Origin of the sequence: Microcoleus sp. B3-D2 (assembly GCF_036705345.1) — a bacterium.
Taxonomy (GTDB): domain Bacteria; phylum Cyanobacteriota; class Cyanobacteriia; order Cyanobacteriales; family Microcoleaceae; genus Microcoleus.
In genome coordinates, this window is record NZ_JAUBUG010000036.1 from 37,258 (window position 1) to 54,234 (window position 16,977).

Below are 16,977 nucleotides of genomic sequence, written 5' to 3' on the forward strand. Positions count from 1 at the left end.
TTTCTTGTTTGCCGCACGAAGGGGGCGCAAAGAATATATTAAAAATAAAAAATTATCAGTCCTAGAGGCAGACAACCCGCTTCTTGAAATAAGACCGTGCTGGAAGCGGAGGGAGTTGAAACGAGAAACTGGGTTTGTTTGGTTCAGATTGCCGATCGTCCCAAGGATGAAGTGACGAAAGTCGATTAAGTTCAGTGGAAAACCGGGGTATAATAAAAGGTAAAGTGAGGAGTTAGAATTGGGAACTCAACATTGAGGAGAGTTTTAACATCTGACTTCGGAGTTGATAATTCTGGTATTGGAAGCAAGTATGGTAGAACTCTCCTGTAAAAGCGAATACGCAATCTTAGCTTTGCTGGAGCTTGCCGATTGCTACGAAGAAGGCGAGCCTCTGCAAATTCGCCAGATAGCAGCTCAGCAAAATATTCCCGATCGATATTTAGAGCAGTTGTTGGCTACTATGAGACGCTGCGGGCTGATTCGCAGCCAGCGAGGAGCCAAGGGAGGTTATATCTTGGCGAGGGAACCGTGGAAAATTACACTCCTAGAAATTATTAACTGTCTCGAAGGCTCAGAGTTCGATCGATCTGAAAAAGACTCGCCTGCTCAAACTGTAGAAAGTGCGGTGATTTGGGAAGTTTGGCAAGAAGCTCGATCGATTGCCAACTCAGTTTTGCAAAAATACACGCTACAGGATCTGTGCGAAAAGCGCAATGGCAGACGGCAGCTCGATATCATGTATTACATCTAGTTAAAATATTGCCAACTAGGAATTAACATTTACTTTCAACCACAAACTGACAAAGATTATGCGTATTGCTGGCGACATTACAGAATTGGTAGGGCGGACCCCTCTGGTGCAACTCAACCGCATTCCCCAAGCCGAAGGCTGCTTGGCTCGGATTGTGGTAAAACTCGAAGGCATGAATCCGGCATCATCGGTGAAAGACCGCATCGGTGTCAGTATGGTCAATCAAGCCGAGGCAGAAGGGCTGATTAGTCCAGGCAAAACGGTTTTAGTGGAACCGACTTCTGGCAATACCGGAATTGCTCTGGCAATGGTGGCGGCGGCTAAGGGCTACCAGTTGATTTTGACCATGCCTGATACGATGAGCACGGAACGCCGATCGATGCTGCGAGCTTACGGGGCCCAACTAGAACTGACTCCCGGAATAGAGGGCATGAGCGGCTGCATCCGCCGCGCTCAAGAGATTGTGGACACAACTCCCAATGCGTATATGTTGCAGCAGTTTCGGAATCCAGCGAACCCGCAGGTTCACCGTTCGACAACGGCTGAGGAAATTTGGGAAGATACAGACGGCGAGGTGGATTTCCTGATTTCGGGAGTCGGCACGGGCGGTACGATTACGGGTGTCGCAGAGGTGATTAAGTCGCGGAAACCCGAGTTTAAGGCGATCGCCGTTGAGCCGGCTAACAGTCAGGTACTGTCGGGCGGAAAGCCAGGGCCTCACAAAATTCAAGGTATCGGTGCTGGTTTTGTGCCGCCGGTGCTGAATGTGAAATCGATCGACGAAATTATAGTTGTTACCGATGACGAGTCGATCGCCTACAGCCGGCGCTTGGCTAGAGAAGAAGGAATTTTGTCCGGTATTTCCAGCGGTGCAGCACTATGTGCGGCAGTGAAAGTCGCCAAGCGTCCGGAAAATGCAGGGAAATTGATTGTGATGATTCAGCCTAGCTTCGGCGAACGCTATCTCAGCACTCCCTTGTTCCAAGATCCAGAACTCAATCTGGCGATGGCCCTCAACTAGGCTAGCCTCCGGCCCAAGTAGCAGAAACTGAGAGCAGGGCGTACAGTGTACGCCCTGCTTGGCTTTTTAGTAGATTAAAGAATGGCGATATATTGTAGCTTCCTCGATCGCCAGCGAGGCCGAATTTCTGAAGGGGCTTTTTTTTGAACGAACTGCTTTCAGCGCGTTAGGGAAACGGCGGGTAAGCGCTCTTGTCGGGCAAGACAAGAGAAGGAGGTAACAATGGGTGGGAGGAGCGCTAGAGGAGTCCCAAATGAGTCGTAAATTTTTTACCCTACCCCAACCCTCCCCTTGGTAAGGGGAGGGAGTAAGAAATTCACAAATGATTTAGGATTGCTATATAAGAGTCCCCAATATCGATCGGCTTGCCACTTCAAAAGCCTCAATCTTTTTCTAAAATAGATTTATGATAAGTTGAAAACTGACGTTTTCAACTTACACTTTTTGGCATTTATATCAGATAAATACCTAATAAATTAGCAAATAATGATATTTTTGTCAAGCACTTTTTCGCCGATTATCCAGATTTCAAGGAAATAACAGCGTGTCTTCCGTTACCAATCACTACAAAACCTTAAAGATTAGCCCAACCGCAACACAAGCCGAGATTAAACAAGCATACCGCCGTTTAGTCAAAATATTTCATCCAGACAGCCACAGCTCCAAAGCCGATCACGAAGAGATTGTCCGCCTCAATGCAGCCTATGAAATATTAGGAGACGCCCAGCACAGACAATCTTACGATCGCCAATTTTCCGAGCAAACCGAACAGCAATCACCAGTCGCACCAAACGTCAGCCGCCAGCAAACACAAACAGCACGGGACGCTGACGAACAAATGGAACAGTGGCTGATTAAAGTATACAAACCCGTCAATAAAATGCTCAACAGCATCTTGAAGCCGCTTAAAAAGGAAATAGACGAGTTGTCCGCAGATCCGTTTGATGACGAACTGATAGAAAAGTTTCAACTTTATATCGAAACCAGCCGCGAGTATCTCAAAAAAGCTCATAACTTTTTTACATCGATGCCCAATCCATCTAATGTAGCCGGAGTTGCGGCCTATCTCTACTACAGCATCAATCAAGTCGGAGACGGAATAGAAGAATTGCAGCTATTTACCCTCAATTATGACGATCGCCACTTGCACACCGGTCAAGAACTGTTTAGAATTGCCGCTAGACTGCGGCGGGAAGCGCAGGATGAATTAAAAATTAAAAGTTAAAAAAGCAGATGGTTCCCTCTTCCTTCTTCCTTCTTCCTGACATCCGTTACATCCGTTACATCCGTTACATAATCCGTTGCCGAACTTCCTTCTTCCTGACATCTGTTACATCCGTTACATCCTCAGAAAGCGAATCCGTTGCCGAACTTCCTTCTTTCAAATTCCAAAAAGAACTTGAATTCGCTTGCGAATTTTAATAAAAGGAGTTTGTTCCAAAGAGTCGTCATCTAACAATCCCAAATCTCTCAAAGCTTGCTGGCGTTCCGACAATTTTTGAGCAATCTGATCGGCTAAATTGGGTTGTTCTCTTAAAAGTTTTTGCAAATCGTGACGTTCCACCACAAACAAAATTGCATCTTCGCTAGTTTTAACAGTCGCCGTTCTCGGAGTACCCAACAGCAAAGATATTTCCCCAAAAAACTCGCCCTCGTGAAGTGTAGCAATATACTGATCGGCTTTTTGAGAAAGAACTTCTACAGTACCTGACAGAATAATATAAAAAGAATCGCCAGGGTCAGTTTCCTTACATACCACCTGTCCCGCTGGAAACAGTTGTCGGTAGCCGTATTCAATTAACTGCCGCAGTTCTAAATCCGTACACTGTTCAAAATAAGTTACTCGCCGCAACAAATCTCGCAGCGTCCAATTATTGGGGGATTTAGGCGCAGAATTTTTAGGTTCAGAAACGGTGGAATTAGATTTAAACTCTGCTGAATGTTTTGCCGTCTGCGGAAATTTTTTTACGTTGGAATTATCCTCTTTGTTATTGTGAAAAAGTTGAGTTAACTCTTGCGGGTTTCGCAGCCACAAATCCCGCTGCGGAAAGGGAATTTCGATATTTCGGTGGCGCAATTCGTAATCTATTAAAAAATTTACCGCGCTTTTAATAGCATCGCTTTCCTGCGGCTGGTCAATCCAAACTAAAAGTTCAAAATTTAAAGCGTTATCTCCAAAACCGTGAAACCATACTTTAGGAGAAGGATGGGACAAGACATTCGGTTCCATCCGCGCCGCAATTAACAGCGCTTCCGTAACTATTACTGGGTCAGATCCGTAAGCAACACCAACGGGGATGTGGAGGCGGCATCTGGGGTCTCTGTAACTCCAGTTAATAATGTTAGTTTCGACAAACTTAATATTTGGTATGATTACAAATAGACCGTCAATTGTTTTAATAATTGTAGAGCGGATCGAAATTGTTTCTACTGTTCCTAATAACTTGTCTATTTCAATAAAGTCTCCGACTCTAATTTGGTGCTCGAAGAGCAGGGTGAGACCGCTGATAAAGTTGCTGGCGAGATTTTGCAATCCGAAGCCGAAACCAATGCCGACAACCCCAGCTAAGACGGTGAGAGAAGTGAGGTTGATGCCGGAACCTTGCAGGACGAATATACAGCCAATAGTGGCTAAAATATAGCTAATGATCGTAGAAATTGCTTCTCGACTGCCGCGATCCAATCCCATCCGAACTAGCAAGCTGCGCTTGATTCCTTCACTGATAATCTTAGCTATAATCAAGGCAAATATAGCTAAGATTATCAGTTTGACGATCGCACTGATGGACAGATGAGTGTCCCCGATATAGAATAGCGGGGTTGTCATCGCACCCCAGAAATGTTCAAAAAAGCGATCGGCTCGTACAGTAATCCAATTCATTAATATTTGGTAATGGGTAATTGGTGATTGATAATGGGTGATTAGTTGTGAGCGCAATTGAACCGCAAACTGCTAACTATTGCAGAGCTTAGGCGAAAAACTAGAACGGTGGAGTGCCCTGTGTTGCAAAAAAGGTCGATTCCCTACCCTTCGGGAACGCTTCGCGAACGGGATAGATCCGCACGCGCGTACTTTCTCAAAGGCTGGTAACTGATGGGTTAGTAACTGGTGGCGAAAAACGGTTTTGTAGCGGTATTTTCTGCCGGATATCTGTGTTGTGGCGTAAAAAGGGCCCTGCGGCGCGATCGAGCGACTTGTTGCCAATATTTGGAAAATTGGTAGAAATTCATTTACAGCACCCTCAAATAATCGAAAAATTCCAGCAAAAATTAGTTTATCCTTAAGAAGCGAGTCCTTTACAGAACTTAACAAGCTTACCCTACTTGACTTTTATGCAGTGCATCATCAATCGTCGGGCACAGTTTTCGGCGAGTCACCGGTACTGGCTGCCGGAGTTAAGCGAAGCCGAGAACTTTGAGCGGTTTGGCCCAACTGCCCGGGCACCGGGACACGGACACAATTACGTCCTTTACGTTTCCATGATAGGCGAACTCGACGAGTACGGCATGGTGCTCAACCTGTCTGATGTCAAGCACGTCATCAAGCGGGAAGTTATCCAGCATCTCGATTTTTCCTACCTTAACGAAGCGTGGCCGGAATTTGAGCAGACTCTGCCAACTACCGAAAACATAGCACGGCAAATTTGGCTGCGGCTAGCCCCTCATTTGCCTGTGAGCAAAATTCAATTGTTTGAACATCCCGAACTTTGGGCTGAATATTTAGGAAACGGAATGGAAGCTTATCTAACTTTGTCCACTCATTTTAGTGCGGCCCATCGGTTGGCTCGTCCCGATTTGAGTTTTGAAGAAAACTCGGAAATTTATGGCAAATGTGCTCGTCCCAACGGTCACGGTCACAATTATCATTTAGAGGTGACTGTTAAAGGGGAAATTGATGCGCGGACTGGCATGATTGCTGATTTGGGAGCTTTGCAAAAAGCCGTTGACGATTATGTTGTTGAACCCTTCGATCACACTTTTTTAAATAAGGATATTGCTTATTTTGAGAACGTTGTGCCGACTGCGGAGAATATTGCAGTTCGGATCGGGCAATTATTGCGATCGCCCGTTCGGGAATTGGGCGCAGAGTTGCACAAGATTAAGCTGATTGAAAGTCCGAATAATAGCTGTGAAATTTACGGCGCTGATTTAGAGGAAGTGGCGGCTGAACGTCAGCAGCCGGAAGCGATTTTAGCTAAGGTTTAGAGCTAAAAATCGGGTCTGGTTCACCCGGATCTTTGGCTAATTGTGCAGATTGGTGAACCCGGCCCTACCAGCCTAATGATGATTCCGAGAGTTATTCAACCGGATTAGGCGCCAGAACATATTCTTTCACCAAAGTTCCACAGCCAAAATTATTGGCACTTTTCCTGAAAAGTCAGGCTGCGCGCGTATTTTGGAGATAGTAAGTCAGCATTCCTCATGTCAGCTATTCTAACTGCTGAGAGTATGAGGTCGATCGCCCGATCGCTGACAACCAAGCACTAATTTCTCCTAAATGAGTTGACGTTTATGCGCGTCTCTAATCTAGCTCTCTTGACTCTGGCTGCCCTCGCATCCCACAATTTAACTGCTAATACTAGCGCCAATCCTGCTGCACATCCTATTTCTCCTGAGACACCGCAGGCTAGCAACTTTGTTGATGCGGTAAATAATACTGAATCGCGTCGGGCTGAGTCAATTAGTGAGCCCGAGACGATCGCCCACGAACAATTTTCCCCAAATACTACCCTATCCCGTCGGGCTGAGTCAATTAGCGAGCCTGAGACGATCGCTCACGAACAATTTTTCCTAAATACTACCCTATCCCGTCGGGCTGAGTCAATTAGCGAGCCTGAGACGATCGCCCACGAACAATTTTCCCCGCGAATTGCTGTAAAATCGCCGACTGGTTTGCTGGTAGCGGCCGCTCAACCCGATTTATCTGCTAGTGCAAAAACCAAGGCGAATACTCCTGCTGCATCGGGCGATGAACTAACAAAATCTTTACAAGAAACCTGGCTGGCTAAATTAATCGAAACTGGGGTTGAGAGCAATCCTCAAGTTCGCGAGGTTGTCGCTTTTATCTCCCCGTCTAGTGGCAGTTCTGAATCTGGATATGGTTTTAATAGTACCATAACTCTGCTCAATATTTTACTAATTCTTGGTACTGTATTTCCACCAGTGACAATCGCCTTTTTTTGGATGATGCGACGGCTGATAATCAAACACTTGGTAGCTGATGCCAATAAACGATTGCAAGGCATTGGTGTATTGGAATCAGAACTTATAAATTCTAGCCAACTGACTCAAAAGTTGAGGAATGAATTAGAAGCGCAAATGAGTGCCGCTAAACAATCTATTGATTTTTTAACTAGAGAAACTGAACTTTCCAAATCTTCCGTCGAGCAAATTGAGACTCTCAAATCTCAATTTATCATGCACCTGCAAGTTTTGCGTACAGAAGTTGACGAGAAAAAATCTCAAATTGTTCAAGAAATTTCCCAAGTTCCCGCAGTTGTTGCCAAAGAAGCTCTCAAAGTCGCACCTCAACCGCCTTTAAACACTTCCCAAAATTCGCAAACGGCACCTGCTAGCGACGAAAAGTTGATTGCTGACGATTATATCAAGCAAGCCGAAGGGCTTTATTTTCAAGGAAATTATGATGAGGCATTAGGCTGCTTGGAAAAAGCTCTTTTAGCGAATAAAAATTTGGATGAGGCTTGGTATTGGCGCGGAAATGTGTTAATAAGATTGCAGCGCCCGGAAGAAGCACTCGCCTGTTACGATCAAGCACTATCGATTAAACCAGATAACTACGAAGTGTGGTATAATAAAGCGTACTTGCTGGGAAAAATGCACAGGTACGAAGAGGCGATCGCCTGTTACGAGCGAGCAAGTTTGAGCGAAGCTAGAAAATACGGTTGTTGGCACAGTATAGCGGCTTTGTTGGGTCAATTGCAGCATTACGAAGAAGCGATCGCCAGTTACGATCGCGCCCTCGCTATCAAAGCAACCGACAGCGAAATTTGGCACAACCGAGGTGCGATGCTGGCCAGAGTACAGCAGTACGCAGCAGCAGTTGATTCTTACGATCGCGCTCTTGAACTCAATCCCAAGAGATATGAAACTTGGTACAATCGAGGCAATGTGCTGTGGAGACTGCTCCGCTACAGTGATGCTATTGATTCTTACGATCGGGCGATCGGCATCCGGCCGGATAAATACGAAGTTTGGTACAATAGAGCCGCTGTGTTCGGAAAAATGCAGCGATATCAAGAATCGATCGAATCCTACGACAAAGCAATAGCCCTTAAACCGCAGGATTTTGAAGTGTGGCACAACCGAGGCGCAGCTTTCGACAAACTGTCGCAACACGAAGCAGCAATTGCCTCTTACGAATCAGCAATTACCCTTAATTCCGAGTGTTACGAAGCTTGGTTTGGTAAAGGCGAATCTTTGGCCAAATTGCAGCGCCATGAAGAATCGATCGCAGCTTATGAGAAAGCGATTGCTATTAAACCAGACTCCTACGATGCTTGGCGTCATGTGGGAATAGCTTTGTCAGAATTAAAGCGCTATGAGGAAGCAATGGCAGCTTACGATCGAGCTATTGCCATCAAACCCGAAAATGCGGAAGCTTGGCGCGATCGAGGCGCAATTGTATCAGAATTAAAGCACGATACAGACAAAATGGACTCCGCCGAAAAAGAGACTTAAACTCAGTCAAAATCCGGTTCTTCAAAATTCCTAAGTGTCAGGGAATCGGGAGGCAAGCTCTAGTTTTAAGTTGGCAATGGATGAGACTATGTGGCCTGTATATCGAGCTAAACTTTTGCAACCACACTCAAATTCAACTGTATTAATAGTTGGCGATGAACCATCCCTACAGTTATTGAGAGTATTTAAACAGACTTGATAGGGGACATTTAAATGCTTTTTGTCTACGGTTTGTTATCTAAGTTTTTCCTTTTTTTTCCGCTCCGTTTGGGGCGGTTTTTTTTATGGTAAATTTAGGTAAGCTGCAAACGAGGAGAATAGTTATATGTCTGTTCAGCTTCAAAAACGGTTATTTACAGTAAAAGAATATCATTTGATGACTGAGGCTGGTATTCTCTCCGAGGGCGATCGGGTAGAACTCATAGAAGGAGAGATTGTTAAAATGGCTGCAATTGGTACTCGTCACGCAAGTTCTGTTAAGCGTCTCACCAGGCGCTTCAGCCTCATTCCAGAAGATCGGGCCACTCTGGGCGTCCAAGACCCTATCGAGTTGACTGAGCGCACTGAACCTCAACCGGATGTTGTATTGCTGCAACCTCGCTCTGACTACTACGCCACAGCCCATCCAGTACCGTCTGAAGTTTTGCTGTTAGTTGAAGTTTCAGATAGTACGGTTGATTATGACAGAGATGTGAAAGTATCCATTTACGCTCGATCGCTAATTCAGGAAGTTTGGCTGGTAGATTTAGTTGAAAATTGTTTGGAAGTCTACCGTCAGCCAGGCCCAAACGGTTATAGTTTAATGCTCAAGTTTTGGCGCGGTCAACAAGTTGCGCCGCTGGCTTTTTCCGATTTAGAAGTGAGCGTTGATTTTATATTGGGTTAGTATGAATAAGTAATGGCAGCTTACGATCGAGCGAGCGCCATTAAGCCTGAGAATGCGGAAGCTTGGCGCGATCGCGGCGCAGTTGTATCAGAATTAAAACAGGATACAGACAAAATTTAATCGGGTGAAAAAGAGACTTAAATTCAGCTATACTGACTTAGGGGCAAATAAGGTGAGCGCGATCGCGATCGGCACGGGTGACTCTGGCGAGACTAACTGGTGGGTAGGTAGGCTAGGGGGGCTTGAGTTGCTAAGGGAGTCCGGCTCTTCTGAATAATTGTCTGAAAATTAGAGTGCTTTTTCCACATGACCCAAAAACCACATCAATGTGAAAATTTAGAAGCCCATGTAAATCGTCTGTTGGGGCTGTTGGATAAGGAGCCGTCTTTGAGAGGGCAGCACAACACCGCCGCAATCAAAACTTCCCGTGATAAGGCAATTGCTCCCAGGTTCGAGATTGTCTTTGCGGGGACATACAGTGCTGGTAAGTCGATGCTGATCAATGCTTTGCTAGGGCAAGATTTGCTTTACAGCAGTACAGGTCATGCTACTGGCATCGAATGCTACATAGAGTATGCCAAGTCGTTAGAGGAAGAACGAGTTGATCTTACTTTTCTTAGCATCTCAGAAGTGCAGGAAGAGGTAAATGACAGGTGTAAGACTCTGAAACTACCGTCAGTTGACATTACTCAAGAGGTGGAAATTCAAAAATTAAGGGAGGAATGTAAAAAAATTACTGAAGATCATAAGGGTTCTGGAAAAACCGAGAAGGAAGACGAAGCAGAGGGACTGCTGGCATTACTTAAGGGATTTGGGGCTAACCGCCCACACATCGACCAATCGAAAAATAATACTAAGGGGATGGAGGATTTAAATTTTTCCAACAAGAAGGCACATGAGTATGCTCGTCGTGGAATAAACAGTGCTGTTCTCAAGGGCATTAAATACTACTGCCATTATCCACTGTTAGAGGATGGTAACGTCCTAGTTGACTTGCCAGGGATCGATGCCCCAGTGTTAAGAGATGCAAAATTAACCTATCGCAAAGTTGAAGATCCTAACACCTCTGCTGTCATCTGTGTGATGAAGGCTGATCAAGAAGGGGAGATAGAGCCAGCAGAAAAGAAACTAACAGAAGCAATACGGGAAAACTCAGGAATTGGTGATCGCGTCTTCTACGTCTTTAACCGCATAGACAAAACTTGGCGTGACCCCAAGCTGAAACAAGCACTGGACAATCTGATTAGCGAAGACTTCAGTAATACGCGAAGGGGGATTTATGAAACTAGCGCTCTGCTAGGTTTCTGGGCTAGTCAACTCGAAAATACAAGTGAAAGCGATCGTTGGGGACTAAATTCTATATTCACTGCTGAGACTGTAAAAGGCTCAGATGAGGCTGAGGGAATTCCTCTATTTGTGAGGGAATTTCTTGACTACTGTGATTCCGACAAGCTCCCTCGTAGCAAGTTTCGGATTTTAAGGGATAACGCTAAAAGCAAGAATGAACAATATATAGATATTCTAAATTCATATAAGAATAATATATTTGAACAATTGCTTCAGGATAGCGGTATTCAAGAATTTAGTAATGCTATCACTCGCTATCTGACCGAGGAAAAGCGACCAGAACTATTTGCTAACCTAGCTAGTGATATTAGTGAACTCTGTAACGACTTGCGTGAATTTTACTTAGAAGAGCGCCGTCAGTGGAAAAAGAAACCTGCAAATATTGCAGAAATGACAGAACGAGATTTGGTACAGATCGAGAAAGAAGTATGGGAGGTTGGCGAAGCATTTTACCGACAAATAGAAGAAGAAATTAAACTATTGGTGATGGATAGTTGCGAAGATTTTCAGCATGATTTTAACAACCTGCGCCAGAATATGCAGGAAAATCTCACCGAGTTGATAAAAAACTTTTCTATATTAGATGCCTTCGCCAATACCTGCCGCAATCATCGTCATGTCACAGCACCATTGGTAGCCATTTTGGGACAAGCCTTTTATGACATTGCCAATGGATTAGAGGATGTTCTGGTTAAGGAATCAGAAATTTTGATTGTTAGCTTTTTCCAACGCTTGATTAAGCGAGTCCGCAAGCAAAAATACCACCGTCAGCTTGGTAATTTATTGTTAGGTGATGATTGTGGAATTGTTCAAGATATACAGGATATACAAATAAAAATTATCGAGGGAGTCAAGGTATTGGCGAGTGCAGAATGTGTCTTTTATATCATCGAAAGCCCAGATCTTTATGATTACGAAGATAGCGTTTGGCTCTATCAATTCCGGGAAACTTTGCAAGAAGCATCTAACAGTCGAGATGTCAAACGCATGGTGGAAGCAGAAGAACCTATACGTCAACTGCTAGAGATTGATTTTCAAGCTAAATTTACACAAACAATAGAAGTAAATTTTGGTTCAAAAATTATCAAAATGCTGAATAAATATCTGTTGTCGATGGCTGAAAATAAACGGCAATTGATTTGGCAGCAGTCCGCTCGCGCTCGCGCCAACAAACGGCAAGCCATAGAAAAAGACGCTCAAGCGAAAATAGACAAGCGTAGCCGGAAATTGCGAGAAGTTGAGGAAAAGATTGGCGACTATAACCAAGCAGTTGCAGGTATTAATAGCTGCTTAGAGGCTATGAAATTAGAGGACTACAAGCTGCCTACAATACCTGAAGATAGTTCGAGTGGCACGCCATTTTTCACTGACGTAAATTTGGTAGAGTCAAATAATATGCCACCAGAATCTACTTCCAGTTTCGACTCAGCAAATGATTCGAGTGCAACACAAAATTATAGTGAGACAAATCCTGTAGAGTCAGATGACAGCCCCGAACCTGGAGCGAGTGCCAATCCGCTAGCGCGACCTAATTACCAGGCTGCTCAATCCGAAAGTTCCAAAAAATTAGAGAGAGGGCAACTTGTGAAAGCCCAAATAACTGGCTTCCAGCCCTATGGTGTATTTGTTGATGTAGAAGGTACTAAAGGCTTGCTCCATATCAGGAATGTGAGCCAACTCCGTATTGAAGAATCTCTTGAGGATCTGTTTGAAATTGGTCAGTCGATCAAGGCGCTGATTGATAACCCGGACGATGGGAAGGGTAGAATGTCTCTGTCTACTAAGGTTTTGGAAAATTATGAGGGGGAGATTCTGGAAAATATGGAGCAGGTGATGGCTGATGCAGAGGCTCGTGTTTCTCAAGCCCGTAAAAAACTGTTTAAGCCATAAACATTTATGTAGGAGTGTATGGAAATATGCCCCTACATAAAGATCCTAGAAGTATCTGATTTAAGAATCTCTACCAGAAATGTATTTGATGAGAAAAACTCCGCGAATTTTAATTCCACCAAAGGTGAGGAAACTTGTTTTTGAGCGCGATGAAAATTGCTGCAAAAGCTGCCGCCGAACAGACCAAGAGACTAATCTTACGATCGATCACATCATTCCCTTAGCTCTTGGAGGCTCAAATGACATCAGCAATCTGCAAACGCTTTGCTTCGATTGCAATAGACGAAAAAAAGACCGTATTGACCCCCGGTTCAAGCGTAGATTCAGCAAATGAAAAGGAAAAAGTATGCCTGAAACAACTCCTAATTATTCGCCTGCTATTTTGGGTACAAGCATAGCTGTTTTATGGTTTATTCATACAGGATTATCCAGTAGCAAAGAATATAATAATTATTTATCAAAATTGAGCGATTTTTTTAATAAAAAACCGATAATATTACCTTCATTAATAGTGTTAATATCTCCGTTTATATTGACTCGTCTTGCCCTGCCTGAGTATGAACTAACCGGAGCGTTTAAACAATTTTTATCAATATTTACTTTTGTTCTAGGTGTAGTGATTGCCAGGGGAAAAGAAAAATCCGACTCAAGAAAAAGAGATAAGATTTTAGCAAACTCTCTGTTGGTAGAATCCTTTGACAACCTTGAGAGATTGAACAGAAATAAAACAAGAATTCAAGAGAAAGTCGATTCTCCCTTATTACCATTAAAACTCACCAAAGTAGAATCTATAGTTAATGTTATTGCTGAAACGCAAGAAGTTAATTCAATTAAATTGGTAACACTACATTTAAATATAAAAAGTTATATTAAGCCTCTAAAACGTCTCAACTCTAGAATTAGAAAATACAACGAGCAACTAGATAAAAAACTTGCTAACTCTTCAGAAGACTCCCAACAATTACTACCTCAAATTTTGGAAATCAGAGAAAAAATATTGAAAATTATAAAGGTTTTAAGTAGCTTTTAGACTAATTAGCGACGACAGCAAGAGAAAAACAGCAGAGATTCGCGCAAAATATAACACGATTCACCTAGCAGCCAAATTGCGCGAAATGGGGATTAATCCTGATGAGGTGTGATTGTTTTTAGATTGTTAAATGGGGTACAATCGCACTTTTTAAACAGTAGAAATATCAGAAGCCCCAAAAGGGCGATCGCTCCCCTCATCTATATCTCAATATTAAGATTTCCTTAGTTGCTGGCTTCGCGCACAGAAATCGGTGATACAATCAACAGCTTAGCTAGGGGTGCCCGAATATCCGGGCTGAGAAAACACCCTTAGAACCTGAGTCTGGGTAATACCAGCGGAGGGAAGCTGTTTATCAAGGAAATTAAATATGCGTACCGAATGGATCGCTAAGCGTAGCGGGCACACCAATGTATCTCAGATGCACTACGCCCGCCAAGGTGTAATTACTGAGGAAATGCACTTTGTTGCTAAGCGAGAAAATCTCCCGCCAGAACTTATCCGCGCCGAAGTAGCGCGGGGACGGATGATTATTCCGGCTAATATCAATCACACGAATTTAGAACCGATGGCGATCGGCATTGCCTCTAAATGCAAAGTCAATGCTAATATCGGTGCATCTCCCAACTCTTCCAATATGGAAGAAGAAGTTGACAAGCTTAAACTAGCAGTGAAATACGGCGCTGATACCGTGATGGACTTGTCCACCGGCGGCGGCAATTTGGATGAAATTCGCACTACGATTATCAAAGCTTCACCGGTGCCGATCGGTACTGTACCAATTTACCAAGCACTAGAAAGTGTTCACGGTAATATGGAAAGTCTGACGGCGAATGACTTTCTTCACATCATTGAGAAACACGCTCAACAAGGTGTTGATTACCAAACAATTCACGCCGGAATTTTGATTGAGCATTTGCCTTTGGTGAGAAATCGGATTACGGGGATTGTCTCTCGCGGCGGCGGCATTTTGGCGCGGTGGATGCTGCATCACCACAAACAAAATCCCCTCTACACTCACTTTAACGACATCATTGAAATCTTCAAAAAATATGATGTTTCGTTTAGTTTGGGAGATTCTCTGCGCCCCGGTTGCACTCACGATGCCTCGGATGATGCTCAATTAGCTGAACTCAAAACTTTGGGACAATTAACTCGCAAAGCTTGGGAACATGACGTGCAGGTAATGGTGGAAGGCCCCGGGCACGTGCCGATGGATCAAATTGAGTTTAATGTCAAGAAACAAATGGAGGAATGTTCCGAAGCACCCTTCTATGTTTTGGGGCCGTTGGTGACAGATATTGCGCCTGGATACGACCACATTACCTCAGCAATTGGGGCCGCGATGGCGGGTTGGTACGGTACTGCAATGCTGTGTTACGTGACGCCGAAGGAACACTTAGGATTGCCGAATGCTGAGGATGTCCGAAACGGGCTGATTGCTTACAAAATCGCGGCTCACGCTGCAGATATTGCACGGGGCCGTCCGGGTGCGCGCGATCGCGATGATGAACTCTCGAAAGCGCGTTACAATTTCGATTGGAACCGTCAATTTGAGCTGTCATTAGATCCAGAACGGGCAAAGGAATATCACGACGAAACTTTGCCGGCGGATATCTACAAAACTGCTGAATTCTGTTCAATGTGCGGGCCTAAGTTCTGTCCGATGCAGACTAAGGTTGATGCCGATGCTTTGACGGAATTAGAGAAGTTTTTGGCTAAGGAACCTGTAGCCCAAAGCTAATTGGATTATTTCCTAGGGTGGGCATTGCCCACCTTACTTAATCGTCAAGCTGTTTCGTTTCTTGTGGGGCGGGCATCCTGCTCGCCCAAAACTAGGGTGCTGATGGCGCACCTTACTTAAGGTTATATTAAAAGGAGTTTCCGAAAAGGAGAATTGCGATGTTCCCTTGCAGGTACTTTTTTCTTACCAAGGAATCCAGAATTTTATCGAGATTGGGATGAGCAAAAAAAGTAGCTATTTGCTCTTTAGTTAATAGCTTGCCATCTGGGTCATGCCCAAATTCTTTATTTCGCCTTTTCAATATAAAACTCTTCATCAACTCAATTTCGTCTAAACTGAACTCGCTTCGCAAACCCAGTTACCAAGAATGAAGAGAATTGCCACCGTGATAGTCAATTAGCCGCCTACCCTTTACTGGTAAACTAACTGAGCGTCGAGATTGATTTCGCTGCTTAAGAGGCATTCCGTTTCCAGATTCAAGGAACGAGCGGCGGATTCAAACGCTAATCTCATGCCGCCTATTTCTGAGAATAAGTCAATAAAACGGATTTTTTTCTAGGCTATTAATCCGGCGGTAAAAACTCATATTTTGTACTATTTGTCAGTCGAGGCATAGCCTCTAGATATTTATTACCAAGCAGATCCTAGTAACCAGAAATTTTCAATTCCTAGGGTGCGTTAACGCAGTGTAACGCACCGCCCGCCTAATGCAGCATTTGAGCTAAGTAAAAGATTTACCTGGATATGTTAGCTTGCGCTGTCTGTTGGCACGTTGAAAGAATCCGCCGATCGTTTGAGCTAATTGTGCGAATAGAATGCAGATTTGTTAGCTGAGTATTGATTTCAATTGTTTGAAGTTTTCCGCCGGGTGAGATTGCCTTCCCGGAGAGTGTGTTTCCCTGAATTTTACCAGTGAAGCACGCAAAGTCCGATCGCGGCGCGTAGATTGCACCAACCACCCGATCGTTCTGGCGTTGAAACACAATGTAGTTTTGAAGAACTTGGTTGGGCTGTGGCGAATCTCCGTACAGGTAAATACCATCGGGCAAAGCAGCAACATTAGTCTTAGATGGATTTTGTTGTGCTTCAATCGGTTGTTGCCCAATCCCAACACCAATTAGTGTCAGAGGACAAATAAAGGCTGTTGCCAGTAGTTTCCATTTCATTTTAATAGATGCAGGTAAAATCATTGCTGCTTCTCCTTGCGCCGCGTCATATAACATATTAAAACTGTCTTCTCTAGTTAATATCTCACGCAGGTTATAATTTCCCTCTGCTAAAATCAGCCGATTGGTATAGATTGTGAACCTGAAAGCTTGCGCTTGTTTAGCACGGAAAACTTTATTTTCCATTGTTATCCAAGTACCTGAGCTGATTTTGATAAAATTAGAGCCGGCATAGTTTCTAATTAATACCACCCCATAAAACACCGCTTTCCTCTAGCACTACCAAGTTTTATGGCTCTGTATTATTCACTTTTTCGCAGTATTATACTCTTAATTTTTGTACCCGCAGGGCGTCGCAGCTTGACGGCCCAGGAGCGTATTTTTTTTTTGTTAGTCCCTGCCTTTTTAACTCTCGGCACACGGCACTAGGACTTACCCATTAC

General features: G+C 44.0%; 15 protein-coding genes and 1 riboswitch. Of the genes, 10 read left to right on the forward strand and 5 right to left on the reverse strand.

Annotated elements, in window-relative coordinates:
• The first annotated feature begins 310 nt into the window (after positions 1–310).
• The 3 genes from QUB14_RS15230 to QUB14_RS15240 all read left to right on the forward strand — a co-directional run bounded on the left by QUB14_RS15230 (position 311) and on the right by QUB14_RS15240 (position 2,997).
• Positions 311–751 carry an Rrf2 family transcriptional regulator gene (locus QUB14_RS15230; protein ID WP_242716025.1) on the forward strand — a complete coding sequence of 147 codons (441 nt, stop codon included), beginning with the start codon at positions 311–313 and terminating at the stop codon, positions 749–751.
• Positions 752–809: 58 nt separating this feature from the next.
• The gene (cysK, locus tag QUB14_RS15235) at positions 810–1,772 is read left to right on the forward strand and encodes a cysteine synthase A (protein WP_333217717.1); all 963 of its coding nucleotides are present in this window, start codon (positions 810–812) and stop codon (positions 1,770–1,772) included.
• Positions 1,773–2,316: 544 nt separating this feature from the next.
• On the forward strand, positions 2,317–2,997 hold the full coding sequence (locus QUB14_RS15240) for a J domain-containing protein (RefSeq protein WP_333217718.1): 681 nt from the start codon (positions 2,317–2,319) through the stop codon (positions 2,995–2,997).
• Between the two features lie 156 nt (positions 2,998–3,153).
• On the opposite strand, the gene QUB14_RS15245 is transcribed toward QUB14_RS15240, so the two are convergent.
• Positions 3,154–4,653, reverse strand: a complete 1,500-nt coding sequence (locus QUB14_RS15245; RefSeq protein WP_333217719.1) for a cyclic nucleotide-binding domain-containing protein — start codon at positions 4,651–4,653, stop codon at positions 3,154–3,156.
• A gap of 218 nt (positions 4,654–4,871) precedes the next feature.
• Positions 4,872–5,003 (reverse strand): hypothetical protein, encoded by a 132-nt coding sequence (locus QUB14_RS15250; RefSeq protein ID WP_333217720.1) that lies wholly within the window; start codon positions 5,001–5,003, stop codon positions 4,872–4,874.
• 102 nt (positions 5,004–5,105) lie between these two features.
• On the opposite strand from QUB14_RS15250, the gene QUB14_RS15255 reads away from it, so the two are divergent.
• Complete coding sequence (locus QUB14_RS15255) at positions 5,106–5,978, forward strand: 6-carboxytetrahydropterin synthase (protein WP_333217721.1); 873 nt, start codon at positions 5,106–5,108, stop codon at positions 5,976–5,978.
• A gap of 149 nt (positions 5,979–6,127) precedes the next feature.
• Here the strand turns inward: QUB14_RS15255 and QUB14_RS15260 are convergent, their stop codons facing one another.
• Positions 6,128–6,253: a hypothetical protein gene (locus tag QUB14_RS15260; RefSeq protein ID WP_333217722.1), complete on the reverse strand. Its 126-nt coding sequence runs from the start codon at positions 6,251–6,253 to the stop codon at positions 6,128–6,130.
• A 31-nt stretch (positions 6,254–6,284) separates the two neighbouring features.
• Between QUB14_RS15260 and QUB14_RS15265 the strand changes: the two genes are divergently transcribed.
• From QUB14_RS15265 to thiC, 6 genes are all read left to right on the forward strand, one after another.
• On the forward strand, positions 6,285–8,471 hold the full coding sequence (locus QUB14_RS15265) for a tetratricopeptide repeat protein (RefSeq protein ID WP_333217723.1): 2,187 nt from the start codon (positions 6,285–6,287) through the stop codon (positions 8,469–8,471).
• Between the two features lie 325 nt (positions 8,472–8,796).
• Positions 8,797–9,357 (forward strand): Uma2 family endonuclease, encoded by a 561-nt coding sequence (locus QUB14_RS15270; protein WP_333217724.1) that lies wholly within the window; start codon positions 8,797–8,799, stop codon positions 9,355–9,357.
• A 306-nt stretch (positions 9,358–9,663) separates the two neighbouring features.
• Positions 9,664–12,594 carry a dynamin family protein gene (locus tag QUB14_RS15275; protein ID WP_333217725.1) on the forward strand — a complete coding sequence of 977 codons (2,931 nt, stop codon included), beginning with the start codon at positions 9,664–9,666 and terminating at the stop codon, positions 12,592–12,594.
• Positions 12,595–12,682: 88 nt separating this feature from the next.
• The gene (locus tag QUB14_RS15280; RefSeq protein ID WP_333217726.1) at positions 12,683–12,928 is read left to right on the forward strand and encodes an HNH endonuclease; all 246 of its coding nucleotides are present in this window, start codon (positions 12,683–12,685) and stop codon (positions 12,926–12,928) included.
• 12 nt (positions 12,929–12,940) lie between these two features.
• Positions 12,941–13,624, forward strand: coding sequence for a hypothetical protein (locus tag QUB14_RS15285; RefSeq protein WP_333217727.1), 684 nt, complete (start codon positions 12,941–12,943; stop codon positions 13,622–13,624).
• Positions 13,625–13,890: 266 nt separating this feature from the next.
• Positions 13,891–13,987: riboswitch (TPP riboswitch) on the forward strand.
• A gap of 7 nt (positions 13,988–13,994) precedes the next feature.
• Complete coding sequence (gene thiC, locus QUB14_RS15290; RefSeq protein WP_333217728.1) at positions 13,995–15,368, forward strand: phosphomethylpyrimidine synthase ThiC; 1,374 nt, start codon at positions 13,995–13,997, stop codon at positions 15,366–15,368.
• A gap of 411 nt (positions 15,369–15,779) precedes the next feature.
• Here thiC and QUB14_RS15295 read toward each other — a convergent pair whose 3' ends face one another.
• Together QUB14_RS15295 and QUB14_RS15300 are read right to left on the reverse strand one after the other, a co-directional pair.
• Positions 15,780–15,917, reverse strand: coding sequence for a DNA cytosine methyltransferase (locus tag QUB14_RS15295; protein ID WP_445251844.1), 138 nt, complete (start codon positions 15,915–15,917; stop codon positions 15,780–15,782).
• A 185-nt stretch (positions 15,918–16,102) separates the two neighbouring features.
• Positions 16,103–16,720 carry a hypothetical protein gene (locus QUB14_RS15300; protein WP_190735951.1) on the reverse strand — a complete coding sequence of 206 codons (618 nt, stop codon included), beginning with the start codon at positions 16,718–16,720 and terminating at the stop codon, positions 16,103–16,105.
• Between the last annotated feature and the right edge of the window lie 257 nt (positions 16,721–16,977).